Annotated in this window: 16 protein-coding genes and 1 pseudogene; 10 read left to right on the top strand and 7 right to left on the bottom strand. The window is 32.1% G+C overall.

Going from position 1 to position 20,387, the window contains the following annotated elements; translation table 11 throughout:
* Positions 1-606: 606 nt before the first annotated feature.
* Positions 607-858 carry a helix-turn-helix domain-containing protein gene (locus ES044_RS10590; RefSeq protein WP_147119325.1) on the top strand — a complete coding sequence of 84 codons (252 nt, stop codon included), beginning with the start codon at positions 607-609 and terminating at the stop codon, positions 856-858.
* A gap of 113 nt (positions 859-971) precedes the next feature.
* Here ES044_RS10590 and ES044_RS10585 read toward each other — a convergent pair whose 3' ends face one another.
* The 5 genes from ES044_RS10585 to ES044_RS10565 form a co-directional block, all read right to left on the bottom strand.
* On the bottom strand, positions 972-1,712 hold the full coding sequence (locus tag ES044_RS10585; protein ID WP_147119324.1) for a succinate dehydrogenase/fumarate reductase iron-sulfur subunit: 741 nt from the start codon (positions 1,710-1,712) through the stop codon (positions 972-974).
* Positions 1,713-1,791: 79 nt separating this feature from the next.
* A complete protein-coding gene (locus ES044_RS10580) occupies positions 1,792-3,789 on the bottom strand; it encodes a fumarate reductase/succinate dehydrogenase flavoprotein subunit (RefSeq protein ID WP_147119323.1) in 1,998 nt (665 codons plus the stop codon).
* Positions 3,790-3,803: 14 nt separating this feature from the next.
* Positions 3,804-4,481, bottom strand: a complete 678-nt coding sequence (locus ES044_RS10575) for a succinate dehydrogenase cytochrome b subunit (RefSeq protein WP_147119322.1) — start codon at positions 4,479-4,481, stop codon at positions 3,804-3,806.
* A 104-nt stretch (positions 4,482-4,585) separates the two neighbouring features.
* The gene (locus tag ES044_RS10570; protein WP_147119321.1) at positions 4,586-5,206 is read right to left on the bottom strand and encodes a DUF6973 domain-containing protein; all 621 of its coding nucleotides are present in this window, start codon (positions 5,204-5,206) and stop codon (positions 4,586-4,588) included.
* A gap of 111 nt (positions 5,207-5,317) precedes the next feature.
* A complete protein-coding gene (locus ES044_RS10565; RefSeq protein WP_189663273.1) occupies positions 5,318-8,149 on the bottom strand; it encodes a VPS10 domain-containing protein in 2,832 nt (943 codons plus the stop codon).
* A gap of 144 nt (positions 8,150-8,293) precedes the next feature.
* Here ES044_RS10565 and ES044_RS10560 point away from each other — a divergent pair, with 144 nt between their 5' ends.
* From ES044_RS10560 to ES044_RS10550, 3 genes are all read left to right on the top strand, one after another.
* Positions 8,294-8,557, top strand: a complete 264-nt coding sequence (locus ES044_RS10560) for a GlsB/YeaQ/YmgE family stress response membrane protein (protein ID WP_147119320.1) — start codon at positions 8,294-8,296, stop codon at positions 8,555-8,557.
* 169 nt (positions 8,558-8,726) lie between these two features.
* Positions 8,727-10,037 carry a DEAD/DEAH box helicase gene (locus tag ES044_RS10555; protein ID WP_147119319.1) on the top strand — a complete coding sequence of 437 codons (1,311 nt, stop codon included), beginning with the start codon at positions 8,727-8,729 and terminating at the stop codon, positions 10,035-10,037.
* 217 nt (positions 10,038-10,254) lie between these two features.
* Positions 10,255-11,547, top strand: a complete 1,293-nt coding sequence (locus ES044_RS10550; RefSeq protein ID WP_147119318.1) for an aminopeptidase P family protein — start codon at positions 10,255-10,257, stop codon at positions 11,545-11,547.
* A 48-nt stretch (positions 11,548-11,595) separates the two neighbouring features.
* Here ES044_RS10550 and ES044_RS10545 read toward each other — a convergent pair whose 3' ends face one another.
* Positions 11,596-12,378 carry an alpha/beta fold hydrolase gene (locus ES044_RS10545; RefSeq protein WP_147119317.1) on the bottom strand — a complete coding sequence of 261 codons (783 nt, stop codon included), beginning with the start codon at positions 12,376-12,378 and terminating at the stop codon, positions 11,596-11,598.
* Between the two features lie 521 nt (positions 12,379-12,899).
* Between ES044_RS10545 and ES044_RS10540 the strand changes: the two are divergent.
* A pseudogene (locus ES044_RS10540) lies at positions 12,900-13,026 on the top strand (IS3 family transposase); the annotation flags it as partial.
* Positions 13,027-13,150: 124 nt separating this feature from the next.
* Here ES044_RS10540 and brnQ read toward each other — a convergent pair.
* Positions 13,151-14,416, bottom strand: a complete 1,266-nt coding sequence (brnQ, locus tag ES044_RS10535; protein ID WP_147119316.1) for a branched-chain amino acid transport system II carrier protein — start codon at positions 14,414-14,416, stop codon at positions 13,151-13,153.
* A 44-nt stretch (positions 14,417-14,460) separates the two neighbouring features.
* Between brnQ and ES044_RS10530 the strand changes: the two genes are divergently transcribed.
* The 5 genes from ES044_RS10530 (at position 14,461) to ES044_RS10510 (ending at position 20,326) form a co-directional block, all read left to right on the top strand.
* On the top strand, positions 14,461-15,252 hold the full coding sequence (locus ES044_RS10530) for an alpha/beta fold hydrolase (protein WP_147119315.1): 792 nt from the start codon (positions 14,461-14,463) through the stop codon (positions 15,250-15,252).
* A gap of 84 nt (positions 15,253-15,336) precedes the next feature.
* The gene (locus ES044_RS10525) at positions 15,337-16,266 is read left to right on the top strand and encodes a hypothetical protein (protein WP_147119314.1); all 930 of its coding nucleotides are present in this window, start codon (positions 15,337-15,339) and stop codon (positions 16,264-16,266) included.
* A gap of 938 nt (positions 16,267-17,204) precedes the next feature.
* On the top strand, positions 17,205-18,068 hold the full coding sequence (locus tag ES044_RS10520; protein WP_147119313.1) for an alpha/beta hydrolase: 864 nt from the start codon (positions 17,205-17,207) through the stop codon (positions 18,066-18,068).
* 44 nt (positions 18,069-18,112) lie between these two features.
* Positions 18,113-18,862 (top strand): DUF6090 family protein, encoded by a 750-nt coding sequence (locus ES044_RS10515; protein ID WP_147119312.1) that lies wholly within the window; start codon positions 18,113-18,115, stop codon positions 18,860-18,862.
* 165 nt (positions 18,863-19,027) lie between these two features.
* Positions 19,028-20,326 carry a serine hydrolase domain-containing protein gene (locus ES044_RS10510; protein ID WP_189663272.1) on the top strand — a complete coding sequence of 433 codons (1,299 nt, stop codon included), beginning with the start codon at positions 19,028-19,030 and terminating at the stop codon, positions 20,324-20,326.
* Positions 20,327-20,387 lie beyond the last annotated feature (61 nt).

The following is a 20,387-nucleotide window of genomic DNA, read 5'->3' as shown; positions in this document are numbered from 1 at the left end:
ATTTTTAGATTTGTAGTGGTTCCATTTAAATGGATATACCATTCCAGACAAAATATCCTAAAATTGTATACCAAAAAAGAGTATCCTCTGCTAATTTAACCATTAAAATTTCTTGATAAAGTAAATTACTTAAGATAATTACGACTACTACAAAAATACAACTTAATTAAAATAAGATAGTTAAGTTTTTTGTTCTTTTGATTTCTTCCCTAAAATGAAATTTCAATGATTTAAACCTGAAATAGAAAATAAAGGTAAAAAATAAGTAAAAACGAACGTTGAAATAGCAATTAATTGAAAAGTTGCATCATTCTAAATACAACTAAAATGAACTCAACTAGCCTAATATGTTACTTGCGGATTTAAGGTACTATACTTTTAGTGCTTTAAAATTTATATTTCTTCAAATAGACAGCTTAATTTACGGAAACATTTTTTTAGTCAGTTTCCTTTTTCAAAGCAGGAAAAAATTTATGAATAAAAAAAGAAATTGGCCTTCCATTAACGCATCCCTGTTTACAGGGATAAAAAGGCTAAAATATCCCTGTAAACAGGGATGCGTTAATAGAGCATTAGTACTGAAATAATTTTATTATTTTTGTTTTTATGAAAAGAAAAGATTGGACAAGTTTTTTTGTAAAAAAAGAATACCATGCTATTTTAGTGAAATTAATTTCTATGAGAACTGAAAAACGACTAACTCGAAGTAATGTAGGTGAAAGACTTAATTTAAGCGGCACTGCATATTCAAAAATAGAAAATGGTCATGTAAAGTTAGATATGCCAAGATTTTTATTTATTTTGAAGATATTTGATATAACAGTAGAAGAGTTTTTTAAAGATTTTAAAGAAAAATAATTTGTAGTACAACATAAAAACCCAAAACTAAAGTTAGTTTTGGGTTTTTTATATGTTCTCGATACAATTTTTCAAAAAAGAAAAATCACTCGAACTGACAGTTTAATAATTAATTATATAGAGGCCTTCATTAATTCTCTATTCATTCTTGCGATGTTGTCTAAAGAAATTCCTTTCGGGCATTCTACCTCACAAGCACCTGTATTTGTACAGTTTCCAAAACCTTCTAAATCCATTTGAGCAACCATGTTTTTAACACGATCTGCTGCTTCTACTTGTCCTTGTGGTAATAATGCATATTGAGATACTTTTGCGCCCACAAATAGCATTGCAGAGCTATTTTTACACGTTGCTACACAAGCACCACAACCAATACATGTTGCTGCATCCATTGCCGTATCTGCTGCATGTTTAGAAATAAGAGTTGCATTTGCATCTTGTGTGTTTCCTGATGTATTTACAGAAATATAACCACCTGCATGTTGTATTCTATCAAAAGCAGATCTGTTTACGACTAAATCCCTAATTACAGGAAAAGCTGCTGCTCTAAAAGGTTCTATAGTAATTGTATCGCCATCCTTAAACATACGCATGTGCAATTGACAGGTTGTTACGCCTCTATCGGGTCCATGTGCTTCTCCGTTAATATACATAGAACACATACCGCAAATTCCTTCTCTACAATCATGATCAAAAGCCACTGGCTCTTCACCCGCATTTACTAACTGCTCGTTCAAAACATCCATCATTTCTAAGAAAGACATACTTCCTGAAATTTCCGTCACTTTATAATCGACCATCTGACCCTTTGAACTAGCGTCTTTTTGTCTCCAAATTTTAAGTGTTAAATCCATTTTTTTTAGTTTTTGGTTTTTAGTTGTTTGTTGTTAGTTGCTGTTTCCATCAACTAACAACCATCAACCATAAACTATATTATTTATAACTTCTTTCTTTAACTTCTATATTCTCGTACTCTAAAGACTCTTTATGCAAAACGGCATCTTTTGGCTCTCCTTTGTATTCCCATGCAGAAACAAACTGAAAATCTTTAATTCTTTTTGCTTCACCTTCTGGTGTTTGGTGCTCTTCTCTAAAGTGCCCACCCGCAGATTCTTCTCTTACCAAGGCATCTTTTGCAAACAATTCTCCTAATTCTAGAAAATCTGCTACTCTACCCGCTTTTGCTAATTGCTCATTATATTCTGTATCTGTTCCAGGAACATTTACATTTTGCCAAAAGTCTTTTCTTAATGCAGAGATTTCTTCAATTGCACTTTCTAAACCTTCAGCATTTCTAGACATTCCACATTTATCCCACATAATTTTTCCTAATTTTTTGTGGTAATAATCTACAGAATGTGTTCCTTTATTGTTTATAAGGAAGGCAATTCTTTCTTTTACTTCTTTCTCGGCAGCATCAAATTCTGGAGTTTCTGTTGATATTTTTCCAGTTCTAATATCATCTGCTAAATAATCTCCAATGGTATATGGTAACACAAAATAACCATCTGCTAAACCTTGCATTAAAGCAGAAGCGCCTAATCTATTTGCTCCGTGATCAGAGAAATTAGCTTCACCAATTGCGTAACAACCAGGAATTGTAGTCATCAAATTATAATCAACCCAAACACCGCCCATTGTATAGTGCACTGCAGGATAAATCATCATCGGAGTTTCATACGGATTTTCATCTACGATTTTCTCGTACATTTGAAATAAATTCCCATATTTTGCCTTTACAATTTCTTGCCCTAATTCTTTAATTTTCGCTTCCGAAGGATTTGAAATATTATGAATCTTCGCTTGTTCTTTACCATAACGCTCAAAAGAAGCTGCAAAATCTAAATACACTGCTTCACCAGTAGCATTTACTCCATAACCTGCATCAGAACGCTCTTTTGCTGCCCTAGAAGCAACATCACGTGGTACTAAATTACCAAAGGCAGGATAGCGTCTTTCTAAATAATAATCTCTTTGTTCTTCTGTTAACTCGGTAGGTTTTTTCTTTCCTTCTCTAATGGCCAAAACATCTTCCATATGTTTTGGAACCCAAATTCTACCATCGTTTCTTAAGGATTCTGACATCAATGTTAACTTCGATTGGTAATCTCCAGAACGCGGAATACATGTTGGGTGAATTTGTGTATAACAAGGATTCGCAAAATACGCTCCTTTTTTATGCACTTTCCAGCCTGCAGTTACATTAGAACCCATTGCATTGGTCGATAAGAAATATACATTTCCATAACCACCAGAAGCAATTACAACAGCATGTGCAGAATGTCTTTCAATTTCTCCTGTTACTAAATTACGTGCAATAATTCCTCTTGCTTTACCGCCTACAATAACAACATCTAGCATTTCATGACGATTGAACATCTCAATCTTACCTCGAGCAATTTGTCTGTTCATTGCAGAATAAGCACCTAATAATAGTTGTTGCCCTGTTTGCCCTTTTGCATAAAAAGTTCTAGAAACTAAAACTCCACCAAAAGAACGATTGTCTAACAAACCACCATAATCTCGTGCAAAAGGAACCCCTTGTGCCACACATTGATCTATGATATTTGCAGAAACCTCTGCCAATCTATATACGTTAGATTCTCTAGATCTATAATCGCCACCTTTTACAGTGTCGTAAAATAAACGATATGTAGAATCTCCATCTCCTTGATAATTTTTTGCGGCATTGATTCCTCCTTGTGCTGCAATTGAATGCGCTCTTCTTGGAGAGTCTTGGTATGCAAATGCCTTTACATTGTAGCCTAATTCTGCCAACGTTGCAGAAGCAGAACCACCTGCTAACCCTGTACCTACAACAATAACATCTATATTACGTTTATTTGCAGGGTTTACAAGGTTGATATGATTTTTATAGTCTGTCCACTTATCTGCAATTGGACCTTTTGGTACTTTTGAATCTAAAGCCATAATTTTTTTTAAGATTAATGGTTAAAGTGATGATAAATTGCAATAAAAATAAAACCTGCTGGAATTATAATTGAATATGCCTTACCAATAGTTTGTAATGTTTTCTTTCTTCCTGCGGTGCCTCCCATCGACTGAAAAGCAGATGTAAAGCCGTGTGCTAAATGCAATCCTAGAAATATAAAAGAAATTGTATACGCTGCAACCCTAACAGGATTTGCAAACTTGTGAACCAATTCTTCATGATAACGAAAACCTTCTACACCTTCCATGGTTCCAGACCAATCTCCCTGAATAAATTTTGTATTCATTTCTGGAAACCAAAAATCTACAAAGTGCAAACCAATAAAGGCTAAAATTGTCAAACCACTCCAAATCATATTTCTACTAAACCAAGTAGAGTTTGCAGCTCCGTTATTTTTGGCATACTTAACTCCGTTTGCTTTTCTGTTTCTTAATTCTAGAACAAAACCCATCACAAAGTGAAAAACAACTGCAAAAATTAATATTGGCTGCAAAACAAATTGCACTAAAGGATTTGTACCCATAAAATGAGATACCTCATTAAAGAGTTCAGGATTTAAAACTGATAAAATATTTATTGATAAATGCTGTAATAGGAAGAACATTAAAAAGAATGCTGAAAGTGCCATTGCCACTTTTCTTCCAATTGAAGATTTGAAAAATCCGCTCATTGTTTAATTGATTATGTTTTGTGAGCAAAAATACAGCTAAAGGAAATGCATTACAAGGAATTTACAACGTTTTCGCTTATATTTAGAATAATTTTAAATAATTCTTACTTATTTTTATCAGAAGCCACTAAACACTTATTATTTTTCCATTTTCCTTTTAACGAGGCTAAACTTATTTTTGTTCCTTCGGATGTTAAAAAATTCCCCTCTTTATCCTTTTTGATAATTTTCATTTTCCCTGCCCTAATCGCATTCACTATTTTATAAAGGAGACTTTCTTGCGATGTTTCACTTCTTCTTTTAATCAATTTTAAACCCTCTTCATTGTTGTACAAATCCATGGTTGATGAAATTTTATCTGGTACAACACCGTCTTCTAATTCTTTTTTCTTAAACGTTAAGTAATTATCTTTTTCATGCGCTTTTCCTAAAGAGCGTGCTGCTCCTCTTCCTATTTCTTGGTGTAATCTTGCCAACCAGTAGGCATGTCTAAAAGCATCTACTTGGCCACCAGAAGCATCACCATCTAATAAATTTGTCTTTGCAACAGAATCTGAAACCTTATTGGCTTCTAAAGAAATTTTTAACGCTTTTTTTGCCTTAAAAGGATGAAGCACTACCCAAGTTTTTATAGGACAAGAGGATTTTAGAAAATTTTTGAAATTAGATTGCGCACTCAAAGAAATTGAAAAAGTGAAGAAAATTAGAATTAACGTTTTTTTCATTTTTAGAGTATGCTTTTATTTCCGTAAAGAAACCGTTTGTTATTTTTTTTAACGGCACTTGTTTAAAACGAGCGCTGGCGTCAGTTAGCGTCAAAAAAATATCTTATTCAATTAATTAACCTCAAATTCCGATTTTGCATCACCTATTTTAACAACATACTTTCCTTTTGCTAAATAGAAAACTCCATTTTTTGCTTCTTCTACATCAGTTTCTTTATTCGCTTTTTCAAAAGCTGTTTTTCCTTTTTTAGAGAAAGAAACATCAAAAATTGCTTCGTTAAAACCTTTGTTTGCATCCACGGAAATTGAATTTACAACCACATCTTTGTAATACACTTCTAAAGTAACTTTTTTATCACTATTTGAATAAAAGGGAATTTTAATTTCTGGTGTGTTTGCTTCTCTCCATTGGCTCCAAGAACGTCCCCAGTTATTACTTTTTCTAATGTTATCAACAGTAAAAATATGAGCAGGTTTTTCTAAAATTTCTACATTCATTTTTTGCAACGGAGCAATTGCTGCTTTGTATAAACTTCTACCATGCGTGGCAACAATTAAATGTTTTGCGGTTGGCTGAATAACCAAATCATGGACAGCAACATTAGGAAAATTTTTACTAAAAACATTCCAAGATGCGCCTTTATCAAAAGAAACATACAAACCATTGTCTGTACCCAAATACAAAAGGTTTTCATTTTCTGGATCTTCCTTGATTACATTTACAGCAGCTGTCGGAATCGATTCACCAATATTTGTCCAAGTTTGTCCATAATCATCAGACCTATATACATACGGTGTAAAATCATCAAATCTGTAACCGTTTAAAGTAACATAGACTCTTTCTTTTTTGTGTGATGATGCAATGACTCTAGAAACCCATAGATCTGTTGGAAAAGAATCAGAAATTTTTATCCAATCTCCTCCTCCGTTTTTCGAAACATGCACCAATCCGTCGTCAGAACCAGCGTATAGCAATCCGAATTGAAACGGACTTTCTGAAATTGAGGATAAAGTTCCGTAAGCAACATTTCCTTTTTTACCTCCTGTTGTTAAATCGTCTGAAATTGTTTCCCAATCATCACCCTGATTTAAAGATCTGTGTAATTTATTACCTCCTAAATATAAAATATCTTGATTGTGTTTTGATAAATGTATGGGCGTTTGCCAGTTAAAACGATACGGATTTTCGCCTAAAGTATGTTTTGGCTGAATGTATTTTCGCTTTTCTTTTTCTCTATCAATTCTATAATAATTACCAAATTGATAACCTGTATACACAATATCAGGGTTTCTATCATCTACCTGAACTTGCATTCCGTCGCCACCCATAATGGACTCATATGGGTTTTGACCCGATTGTTGCCAACCTTTATCTATTCTTGCATTGTTGTCTGCAACCCAAACACCATTATCTTGCAAACCCCCGTATACTTTGTAATTTTTTTGATTGTCTGCGTATACGGAGTAAAATTGCCCAACGGCTGGATCATTTAATTTCGTCCAATTTTCACCATCATCATAAGACATGTTTAAACCCCCGTCATTCCCGTTTAAAAGATGACCAGATTTCTTCGAATTTACCCACAACGCTTGGTGGTCTGCGTGTACATTTTCTTTACCAATAGAAGTAAAAGTTTTTCCGCCATCTTTCGATTTTATAATCGGAACCCCTAAAACATAAATTCCGTTTTCATCTTGTAAATCGACTCTAATTTCACCAAAATAATAACCATAAGAACTATAGACATCATCTAAAAAATTATCATGCGTTTTTTTCCAAGACGCTCCGCCATTGGTGGTTTTAAAAACTTCTGCACCGATTACTTGTGTATCAAATAACATAGCATTTGCATCTTCTAAATATTTTGCTAAATCGATGGGTTGCACATTTCGAGAACGCACCATTTGTTTTACATTTTCTGCGCTGTACTTTTCTTGAAATCCGTTATTCTTTAAAAATGTATTTAATTTTTTATCTGCTACTTGTAAGAAATCATCAGCAGACATTGCCTTAAAATCTTCTTTTGTTAATTCATCAGAAGATTTTTTATTTTTATCTTTTGGTCGTCTAAATTGACTATCGTGCAAGGCATATACTGTCTTTTCATTAAAAACAGCTAAACCAATTCTACCAACCTCATCTCCTACCGGAAAACCACTTTTATCAGAAATCTTTGTCCAAGAAGTTCCTGCATCTATACTTTTATAGATGGCAGAATTTTTACCATCACCATCAAAATTCCAAGCTTTTCGATTACGTTCCCAAGAAGCCGCATACATAATATTAAAATTTTCTGGCGCAACGGCAACATCAATAATTCCTGTATGTTCATCAATAAATAATGATTTTGTCCATGTTTTTCCTCCATCCGAAGTTTTAAAAACCCCTCTTTCTGCATTTGATGAATATAAATGACCAATAACACCCACAATTACCTCGTTTGTATTGTTAGGATTAATGAGTATTCTACTAATATGATGCGAATCTAACAAACCAACATTTTGCCAAGTTTTTCCTTTATCCGAAGATTTTAACAGACCAATACCTGCATACGAAGAACGTGATGAATTTTTTTCACCGGTTCCTACCCAGATAGTTCCAGAAGGCCAATCTACAGCAATATCACCAATGTTTTGTGTTGGAGAATTGTCTAAAACTGGTGTAAAGGTTGTTCCGTTATTATTGGTATACCACAATCCGCCAGAAGCGTACCCAACGTAAAATTCTGAAGTATTGCCTGGGTTTACAGCAACATCTACTACACGACCACTCATTACTGTGGGCCCAATATTTGTGAAATTAACGTTCTTAACTAATGAACTTTCTGTTAGTTTTTCTTTTTGGGTAATCGAATTTTTTATTGTTATTGAGCTTGTTGATTGTTGTTGAGAAAGTACTATTTGAGAAATCATCAACAATAAAAATAGAAAGTTTTTGTTCATTTTAGAAATTATTTTCTCTCTATATATAAATTTTAAGATGACTTATTTTTAGGCAAAAAAAGTATTATAAATAAGTGAGAGCGCTATGATTAATTATATTTTTTACTAAATTAGCACAAATTAATCAATTAATATTTACAAATTATGGGGATTTTATACACAATTATCATTGGAGCAATCTGCGGTTACATTGCAGATGTTTTAATGAGAGATAACGGTTTTGGATTGGTCATTAACATAATCATTGGTATTGCAGGTAGTTTTGTTGGAACTTGGGCTTTTGGAAAATTAGGAATTAACGTAAATGTTGGCTATCCTATTTTAAATGATATAATAGTTGGTGCGTCTGGTGCTGTACTTATTTTATTTATTGTCGGTATTTTTAAAAGTGGCGGCAGAAGAAGATAATATCCTCTAAAAAGTCTAAAATTAAAGATGCTTTATAGCATCTTTTTTTATGCTTAAAATTTAGCAATAAATATTATTGGACTATTAAGAGAGTACAAACAACAAATGAGCGTACATTTACGGCTTATTTAGAGACAATAAATATAGTTGTTTCTTTAAAAAAACAATTATGTCGTTCAAATCATTAGGATTATCTGATGCTTTAGTAAAAGCAGTAGAAGAAAAAGGGTACACAGTACCGTCACCCATTCAACAAAAAGCAATTCCACATATTTTAGAAGGAAGAGATATTTTAGCTTCTGCACAAACCGGAACCGGAAAAACAGCAGGATTTACTTTACCCGTTTTACAATATTTATCTGAAACAAAACATCCAAAATATAGACCTTTACGGGTATTAGTTTTAACACCAACCAGAGAACTTGCCGCGCAAGTGCATGAAAACGTTAGAGAATATAGCAAGTATGTAAATATTAAATCTACCGTAGTTTTTGGTGGTGTAAAAGCAGCTGCACAAATAAAAACCTTAAAACAAGGTGTCGATATTTTAGTAGCAACGCCAGGTAGGTTGTTAGATTTACACGATCAAAAAGCAGTTTCTTTTAAAAGAATTGATGTGTTGATTTTAGATGAAGCAGATAGAATGCTTGATATGGGTTTTGCAAGAGACTTAAACAAGTTGATTAGCTTTATGCCTGCAAAGCGTCAAAATTTGATGTTCTCTGCAACGTTTTCTAACGATATTAAAAAATTGGCAGAAGGAATTTTAAATAATCCTGTTTCTGTAGAAACGGCTCCACAAAATGCAACTGCACAAAAAGTATCTCATAAAGTATATCAGGTTGATAAAGGTCAAAAAACACCTTTAATGATTAAGTTGATAAAAGACAACGATTGGAGTCAGGTTTTGGTTTTTACAAGAACCAAACACGGCGCTAATAAATTGACAGAAAAGTTGATAAAAGCAGGAATTTCTGCAGCTGCCATTCACGGCAATAAAAGTCAAGGCGCAAGAACAAAAGCATTAAAGAATTTTAAAGATAACACTATAAAAATTTTAGTAGCAACAGATATTGCTGCCCGTGGTTTAGATATCCCTTTATTACCACATGTAATTAATTTCGAGTTACCCAATGTACCTGAAGATTATGTGCATAGAATTGGTAGAACAGGAAGAGCTGGTGCAGAAGGAGAAGCAATTTCTTTTGTTTGTAGTGAAGAAACTGAATATCAAAAGGAAATAGAAAAAGTTTTAAATGAAAAATTAAAAACATCTATTTTAGACGGTTTTGAACCTACCGATACTGCCCCACCAAAAAGAGCAGCATCGCAAAGTAAAGGTTCTTTCGGTAAAAAGAAAGGCAACGCTAATGCTCAAGGCGATAAGCCAAAAAGAAAACCTCATTTTAAAGGAAATACAACAGCAGGCTCTACTTCTGGACGCGGCAGAACCGGCGCTCCTAAAAAGAAGCGGTACTAGCTAATTTTATACATCACACAAAACCTGCAAGATTCTTGTGCTGAATTTATTTCAGTATCTAATTTTGCAGGTTTTTTTTGCTCGATTTGACGACGAGAAAATCCGCCACTAAAATAAGTTTCATACAAGAACCCGCATAGAAAACTTACTACAAAACCTATCTTATTTCAAGTTGCTGTTTATTATTCCTACCTTTGGCTACTAAATTTAAATACGCATGAAATACCAAGCTATAGAATCACAACTTTTTATTAAAAACCGTAAAAACTTTACCGCAGCAATGCAGCCTAAAAGTATTGCTGTTTTTAATTCAAATGATGTGTACCCAATAAGTGCAGATAGTACAATGCCTTTCGAACAACACAGAGATATTTTTTATCTAAGTGGTGTAGATCAAGAAGAAAGTGTATTGCTATTATTTCCAGATTGCCCCAATGAAGATTTACGAGAAATATTGTTTGTAACAGAAACGAATGCTCATATTGCTGTTTGGGAAGGTGCAAAATTAACCAAAGAAGCGGCTTTTAAAACCAGCGGAATCAAAACAGTATATTGGTTGCAAGATTTAGAAAAAATCTTGTTTGAAATGTCTACATATGCCAATACTTTTTACATTAATACCAACGAACATTACAGAGCAAGCTTAGAAACTGAAACTCGCGAAAATCGTTTTACAAAATGGTTGCTAGCTAAATATCCTGCGCATTCTGTGGCAAAAAGTAATCCTATTTTACAAGCTTTACGTTCTGTAAAAGACCCAATAGAATTGGATTTGATGCAACATGCCTGTAATATTACAGAAAAAGGTTTTAGAAGGATTTTAGACTTTATAAAACCCGGTGTTTGGGAGTATGAAATTGAAGCCGAATTATTGCATGAGTTTATAAGAAACAGGTCTAAAGGATTTGCATACACGCCAATTATTGCTTCTGGTAATAATGCAAATGTGTTGCATTATGTAGAAAATAATCAGCAATGTAAAGACGGCGATTTAATTTTGTTTGATATTGCTGCTGAATATGCAAATTATAAAAGTGATTTATCGAGAACAGTTCCTGTTTCTGGTAAATTTACGAAAAGACAGAAAGAAGTTTATAATGCTGTAAATCATGTTAAAAAAGAAGCGACAAAACTATTAGTTCCTGGAGCTTTATGGAAAGAATATCATAAAGAAGTTGGTCATTTAATGACTTCAGAATTGTTAAATTTAGGTTTATTAGACAAAGCCGATGTGCAGCATGAAGACCCAAAATGGCCTGCTTATAAAAAGTACTTTATGCATGGAACTAGCCATCATATTGGTTTAGACACCCATGATTATGGACTTTTACACGAGCCCATGACTGCAAATATGGTTTTTACAGTAGAACCCGGTATTTACATTCCTAAAGAAGGTTTCGGAATTCGTTTAGAAGATGATGTTGTGATTCAAGAAAAAGGAGAACCTTTTAATTTAATGGGAAATATTCCTATTGAAGCTGATGAAATTGAAGATATGATGCAAAGTTAGCCTTTGATCTTACTATTTTAAAAGCGGGCTTTATGCTCGCTTTTTTTTTTACCTCAACGAATTTATAAAACGAATTGTTTGGATATTAAAAGTCTGTGGTTGTTCTACATTTACAACATGACCACAATTATCAATTACAAAAAGTGAAGAAGTAACATGCTTTGCAACAATGTTTCTTATAGAAGGTAAAAACAAATGATCTTCAGCGCCCATCACATACAGCGTGGGTATTTTGATGTCTTTTGCTCTAAAAAACCGTAAAAGAGGATTGATTTCTGATGTTAATTTAAACCAACGAATAAATTCTTTTTGATATAGTTTTTTAGCTTCATTTACAAATAAAGACCTCGACTTTTTATGGTTCTTTTTTGGCATAATAATAAATGCGAAAAGCTTGTACAACAACATATAAGGTACAATAGATTTAAAAATTACACCTAGTTTTATAAGTACCTGAGAACGGAAATTCAATTTTATGATTGCGCCACCCATAATCATGCTTTGTACTAATTCTGGTCTTTTTTCTGCTAAATTTCGTATTAAAATTGTGCCTAAAGAAATCCCTATAAAATGTGATTTTTCAATCTTTAAGTGCTCTATAACCTCTACAATATCATTGGTAATAGAATCAAAAGTATATTTAGGGTTAAACGTATCTTTTAATCTTGGTTTGCTATTGCCATGACCTCTTAAGTCTAAAATTAGCACATTAAAATGTTTCTTAAAATCTCTAATTTGTTTAAACCAAATAGAACTACTTCCCCCTGCGCCATGCACAAAAGTTACCCATTTTTCAGAGGTTGAATGCGGATATGAATAGTAGTTTAACAAAGGTTTATATTAAATTTTAAATACCAAAAATAAGACTTTTAATTTTAAAAGCATTTAAGCTCGTGTTAATTAGTTTTTTATATTCATTTATCTCTTTATTTAGTTGCTAAAAAAAACCAACTTGCTCCTTAAAAATATCTTAAATACTATGTTATAAATAGTACCGAAAATTAGTGATTAGATTTATTCTTTTCGATTTTACAGAACCAAACATCTTGTGGCAGAAAAGAAGAATATTCCTTACTCACAATCTTTCTTCTCATTCATAGCTTTTATTTAACATGACTAGAAATTTTCTAGACCAATTCAGTATAATTATCATATTCATGTACTTTAGGATAATCCTAGATTTTAATTACGCAACAATTTTCTTATTCAAAAATAGTGTGTAGCATTACTATCTCTGATAACTCACAAGAATGTGGAGTGTCTGCCTTTGATTTGACGGTTTTTATGAACATATAAATTTTATATTTGAGTTACGGTAAAAAAGTATGACAATGAATCTAAAGTTATGATTTTATAATCAGTTATATGAGTCCGTTGATCACTATATTCATTGGTGTAATACAAAAATTACATTCTAGTTTAGGTTATAGCTCTCCGCTAGAAATAGAACTAAAAGGGTTTATTAAAAGTATAACCTAAAATAGTCAAAATTTACTAGGTAGCCCGACTTTACCTGTCAAATTATTTTGGAATAGAACCCGAAAAATAATTTAAGTTTTAAATTAAAGATAAGACTAATTTTAAGGATGGTAAACCTCATTGATTAACGTGCTCTTTTTAAATTCAACACTACAAAAACCAATAAAGCAGGCAATACCCAACCCAAACTATGCACTGCTAAAGGAATCATACTTTTAACTCCGGTTAAGCTTTCTCTGGGAATAATAAAACCTAAAAAATCTGTAATACTAAAAACAAAAGTTACAAAGACCACACCTCTAAACACTAGTTTCGAAGCGTATTTATCGGGTACAACATTTAATAAAATTAGTACAATTGTTATAGGATATAAAAACATTAATGCTGGCACCGCTAATGTAATGATAAAATCTACCTGATAACTCCCTACAATAACACCAATTAAAGACGCAACTGCTGCGGTAATCATATAAACTTTTTTAGAATTATTACAAATACCTTTCATATAATCTGCCGTTCCTGTTACAATACCAACAGCAGTTGTAAAACAAGCTAAAGCCACCAAAACACTTAAAAAAGTAGTACCAAGATTGCCCAACGTTTGTGTGCTTAAACTTGATAAAACATCAGTTCTTGAAGCATTTTCTGCAAAGGTTGAAGAGAATAAAGAACCGCTTAAAATTAAACCGCCATAGATTACGAACAAACCGATGCCTGCAATAAAACCTGCTTTTCTTATCAATGTTCTTTTTGCCTCAAAAGTTGTGTGGCTACTATAATCTAAAGAAATAATAATAACGGCGCCAACGACAACACCTGCAATGGCATCAAAAGTTTGATACCCTTCTAAAACCCCATCTATAAAAGGGTTTTTAAATGAAGACGGGGTTACACTTCCTGGCGCTGTAAAAAATGCAATTCCGATAATTATGAGTAAAATAATTACAATGATTGGGGTTAAAAACTGGCCAATTAGACTAATAATTCGAGACCTATTTACAGCAAAAATAAAGACTAAAACAAAATAAAAAATACTTGTTAAAATAGGTGCGGTATCAAAAAAAGGTTCGACGGCAATTTCATGAGTTACTGCAGCTGTTCTAGGCGATGGAATAGCCACTGCAATTATATAAATTAAGAAACAAAAAATAGTGCTGAAGACAGGAGAAACTTTCTTGCCAAAATCATATAAAGTTCCTTGTAATTTTGCGTGTGCAAAAATTGCCAAAATAGGAATTGCGATTGCCGTAATAATAAAACCCAAAACAACAATCCACCAATCTGGCCCAGAATTAAAGCCTAAAGTAGGTGGTAAAATTAAATTTCCTGCTCCGAAAAAGAGTGAAAAGAGCGCAAAACCTGCAATCCAAATTTCTTTTGTTTTGTTCATGGTAAACTTTCACTTGGTGGCCGAAATATACATATTTTTGTGTGATGCAAAAGTCAATCACTTTTAAAAATTCAAATATTTCTTTTTCTGATCATGGAAAAGGAATAACGGTAGTTTTAATTCACGGGTTTTTAGAAAATGCTACGATGTGGAAAAATATGATTCCAGAGCTTTCTAAAAAAAATAGAGTGGTTACGGTAGATATATTAGGCCACGGAAAAACAGCTTGTTTGGGGTATGTGCATTCTATGGAACTTTTTGCAGAAACCATTGATGCCGTTTTAAGACATCTAAAAATTAGAACTTATATTTTGGTGGGGCATTCTTTAGGCGGCTATATTGCATTAGCACTTGCCCAAAAAAAATCAACTAAAATAAAAGGGTTTTGTTTATTAAATGCTACCTCTAACGAAGATTCTGAAATACTAAAGACCAGAAGAATACGCGCTATTAAAATGGCACAAAATAACTTTGCCAATTTGGTAAGAATGTCTTTTATGAATTTGTTTGAAGAACAAAGTAAAACAGTTTTTAAAACTGAAATTGATCAAGCTTTACAAGAAGCATTACAAACTCCTATTCAAGGATATATTGCAGCACAAGAAGGCATGAGATTGCGCCCAAACAGAAATCATATATTAGCTAACAACACTTTTAAAAAATTAATCATAGTTGGCAAAAAAGATCCTGTTTTAAATTATCGAGTTTCCATACTAGAAGCCGAGGATACAAATTCAGAAATTATAATTTTACCTGGCGGTCATATGAGTTACATCGAAAACAGCGTCCAGCTCATTAGTGTTTTAAAAAGTTTTATAAAAAATTGTAAAACTTAGTGCTATCAAAAAAAAAGAAGTAAGTTTGTTTAGCCTAATTGTATAGTTAGCTAAACAAAAATTATATTTTAAAAATACTTTGATATGATTAAAAAAAAGGAATTAGTATTAGTTATTTTTGAAAAGCTTTTGTCGGAAAAAACTCGTGAGAAAACTGAAAAAATAATTCTTAAAATAGCGATCTTCAGTTTTTTTATTCATTTGGGAATTATCTATTGTATACAGTTTGGATTTTTAGATATTCTGCAAAATTCATCGTTATTTAACAACCCCATATCCGCAGTTTATACACCTTTTTCTTTTATTCTTATTTATGAGGTTTATTTGTTAATCTACTATTTACCCAAATCTTTTACCACCTACATCACTAAACAATACGAAATTATCACATTGATCATTATTCGTAAATTATTTAAAGATTTGTCAGATTTAGAGCTTACCACCAATTGGTTTGAAATAAAAGGTGATTTACAATTTACCTATGATTTGATTGCTTCTCTTTTACTCTTTTACCTAATATTTCTCTTTCAAAAACAAGGAAAGCGAAAAATAATTCATCAAATAAAAAGCAATGCTACTATTCAAAGGTTTGTAGAAAGAAAAAAATTAATTGCTATTATTTTAGTGCCATTATTTTTTGTAATCGCCTCATACACCTTAATCGATTGGTCTGCCGGAACTTTCGTGTCGTTAAGCACCTTACCAACATTTGAAAATATCAACAACCTCTTTTTCGATCAATTTTTTACTGTACTAATTCTAGTGGATGTTGTCTTACTATTAATTTCGTTTTTTTATACAAGCCAGTTTCATAAAATTATGAGAAACTCTGGGTTTATAATTTCAACCATTTTAATACGAATGTCTTTTGGGGTGAGCGGATTAATTAGCACTATTTTAATTGTTGTTGCGGTTCTATTTGGGTTAGCCATTATTTCAATTCATAATAAATACGAAAAAAATATTGAACCTAATGCAAGCAATGATTCGTTAGTTGATTCTAGTACTTCATAAAAAACTAGTTTTACCTTACATCATTTTTCTATATTATTTTTATAAATTACGTTGCTTTTACCAATACTCGTTTTAAAAATAAAATACTATTTTTATCTATTTTTTATTAACAGATACATAATTTTGTTATAGTTGGCGTATTCGATTTTATAATCGTGCTACTCTTTTTATTTTTTTCTAGTTTTCTCTTAACCGTTAAAACAGATAACAATTTAAGCAACAGGCTACTTGTGGCATTCCTCATCGTTACGGTAGTAAATATCAGCGTTTTTTCCATCCTTTTATTCAATTTCCGCTTGCCATAGCAATGCTTCATATTCGAACTTCAAGTTTAAAAAAAACCGCTACTTTTCCGCTATATTTTAGCTATCCTTTACCTCAATTTTCAGCCAAAAAAGAAATATTTAATTCACTTTTACCTTGCCTAATAAATATTACTATTTTTATTCCTAACTTTTTTTGGTTGATGAAAACTAAAAACTAAAAATTTTTAATACCTATAACCAAACTTTTCAAAGGTTGTTCTTAAATCGTTTTAGTGGCATAATTTCGGCATATTATTTTATTACTGAAAATGATGAAAGGAATCAATATCATACATTATTGTTAGAAAATTACAATTAGCCGCAGCATATAACGCTACGGTAAACGGAATAGCGCAAATTTACAGACAAAATGAAAGCACTATAAACTTTAGAATTTCAATTTCTTATAATTTTGGAAATAAACAGGAAAACAAAGAGGTTTTGGCAATGATGAAGAGCGAAGAAGGAGTATTCATAAACGCTACTTGCTTAAAAAACGCTAACTTCGTTTCATTGCATGTTGTAAAACACTGATTTTCAATTTGATTTAACGTGAGGACTAAAAGTCAAAAATTAGTATTTAAAACATTCTTTTCAAAACTAACAGGTTGATAAAAATTTAAACCTAAATTAATGAAAGAACAACTTTACCATATAAAAACAGCCGATAACGAAAGTATTGCTCTTTGGAAATTGAATTCAGAAACGATAACTGGAAAACACATTTTCTTAACGCATGGAGCATTTTCTAATAGAAAGATACTCGATGGTATTGCATCTTATTTAACAAAAAAAGGATTTACCTGTTGGATAATGGAATGGAGAAACCATGGTGAAAGTTCAAAAAGCACTCAAAAATTTAATCTCGAAACCATTGCAAAATTTGATCTAAAAGCAACCTTTAATTTTCTATTCTACCAACAAAATTTAAAAAGTATAGATTGTATTACACATAGTGGTGGTGGCATTATATTAACCATGTTCTTAATTAACAATCCTTGCTATAATTCAAAAATTAACAGCATAACCTTATTTGGCTCACAAGCATTTGCCGCCGGAGAAAAATTTAGTAGCAGAATAAAGATAATAGCCAGCAAATACCTAACCGCATTATTAGGCAAAGCGCCTGCTAAAACGGTTGGCTCTACAGAACACAGCGAGCGCTATTACACTATGAAACAATGGTATAACTGGAATTTAAAGAAAAATTTTATAGGCGAAAATAATTTTGACTATCTAAAAAAAATGAACACCGTTACAGTTCCTATCATCTCAATTTGTGCAAAAGGAGATACTTTTATAGCGCCAAAAGAAGCCTGTGAAAAATTTCTAAATGCCTTTAAAAATAAAAAAAATAAACTGCTTTTCTACTCACAAGAAAACGGAAATTTAGAAAACTACAATCATAGTAGAATTTTAAAATCTCAAAATTCTAAAAAAGAAATATGGCCAACTGTAGAAAATTGGATTGTACAAAACAAAACAATTGCTTATTAATTGCTACTGAAAAGTTAACAAAAGAGTAAGAACCTCACAAAACAATGATAAAATTTTTTAGAAAAATTAGACAAAAAATGCTAACGGAAAATAAGTTTAGTAAATACCTTTTATATGCAACGGGTGAAATTATTCTTGTAGTGGTTGGAATTTTGATTGCATTGCAAATTAATAACTGGAATGAAAACAAAAAAAACAAACAGCAAGAACTTATAATTCTAAAAAATATATTGCAAGATTTAGAAAAGGATAAGCTAGGGTTGACCAAAATTATTGACACCAGAATAAGCAAAGCGACTTCAGCAAAACAAATGGTGAGCTATTACGAAGGTGTTAAAATAAAAAAACTATCAGATTATTATTTTCATTGGACCAATGTACTTTATTGGGAAGTATATCACCCAAGAAATATTGCCTTTAAAGAATTAGTCAACTCAGGAAACACATCCATCATTAAAAATGCTGCCATTAGAAACACACTTCTAGACATTGATGCTTCTTATGAAGTACTATTTACTGAAAGAAATCATTTATATGACGATTATACAACTTATCTCTACCATCACTTCGCTGAAATTATAGATTATGGAGACGGAATTAAAGTTTGGTCGAACCCGAATATAAAAATAGAATTATCTGAAGAAGATGTTGCTGTTGCCTTGAAAAATAGAGCCATAAAAAATGGTTTTACATTAGCGTCTTTCAATCATATTCTACTGAAAGATCAACTAACTGAAATATTAAAAAATGTAGAAGCAACAATTGTAAGGATTCATCAAGAAATTGAAAATTAGACGCAAAAAACAGTCTCTTTATCAACAATAAGGAGTACCCAAAAAAGCGTTAGTTTGGCTTTCTCCCAAAAAAGCGAACTTGATTGCTATTTTGATATCAAATATTAAAACATTAAACATCAATATAAACGTTGGATAAAACTTTAAATTACTAAACAAAACTTTATGAAAAACTTCCATATATTTTTATCTATTTACTTATTTTTCAATTCTTTTTTATTAATAGCGCAAACTGCCTCGAACCAAATTTCACCGATTCTTACGGAAGGAAAAGCTGCAGACGTGGGTATTTCTGATAAAAGACTCGCAAGAATTGATTCGATGTGCATCACAGCAATTCGAGAAGGTAACTTGCCTGGATTGGTTGCTTTGGTTGCTAGAAATGGTAAAATTATTTACCACAAATCTTTTGGAACTTCAGATGCAATCACTAAAAAGAAGCTTTTAAAAGATGACATTTTTCGGCTGGCTTCCCAATCTAAAGCCATTACCGCAACTGCCGTTATGATGCTCTGGGAAGAAGGTAAATTCAGACTCGATGATCCAATTTCTAAATACATCCCAGAATTTAAAAACCCTCAAATACTTGATTCACTTTTATCAGACGGAACGTATTTAACAACTCCGGCTAAAAATGAAATTACAATTCGCCATTTATTAACCCATACTTCTGGTATCGGTTACGGCGAGCTTGATAGCGATCCAAGAATAAAAGAAATTTACAAGGAAGCAGGTATTGTTGATTTATTCACAACAAAAAAAATCACGATTGGTCAAAATATTAAGAAACTGGCAACACTTCCGCTTCATCATAATCCAGGTAAAGCTTTTACCTATTCAGAAAGTTATGATGTGCTTGGCTATTTCATCGAAGTTATTTCTGGAATCCCTTTTGATGTTTTCTTGCGTACTCGCATTTTTGATCCTTTAGAAATGGATGATACCTGGTTTTATTTACCTGAATCGAAAGCAGCCAGATTAGTATCCGTACAAACAAAAAAAGACGAACAATGGATTAATTATCCTACTACTTTTTATGATCCTCAATATCCTATTAAAGGAGAAAAGCAATTTTTCTCTGGTGGTGCTGGCTTAAGTAGCACGGCTTTAGATTATGCAAAGTTCTTGCAAATGTACCTTAACAAAGGTGAATTGAATGGTAAAAGATTATTAAGCCGAACCACTGTTAATGTAATATTGGCCAACCATATAAGTGATTTATGGGGAAAAGATAATGGCGCTTATTACGGATTGGCATTTAGGGTTCAAAATCAAAATGGAGAAGATTCTGGTGGAAGTGGAAGTTTAGGTTCTTTTAGTTGGGGCGGTTATTTTAATACACAGTATTTTGCAGACCCTAAAGAACAGATCATCGGAATTCTTTTAAAACAAACACAAAAGATTAAATCAGATGAAACAGGTTGGAAATTTCCAATATTAGTAGGACAATCTATTGATGATTAATTTTTAAAGCGATAAAGACAGCGTAGCTTAAAATTATAATTTTAAGCTACTTTTATTTACG

The sequence above is a fragment of the Polaribacter sp. IC066 genome, assembly GCF_007997085.1.
Lineage (GTDB): Bacteria > Bacteroidota > Bacteroidia > Flavobacteriales > Flavobacteriaceae > Polaribacter.
Note: the sequence above shows the minus strand (reverse complement) of the source record. Positions and strands in the feature narration are given on the sequence as shown.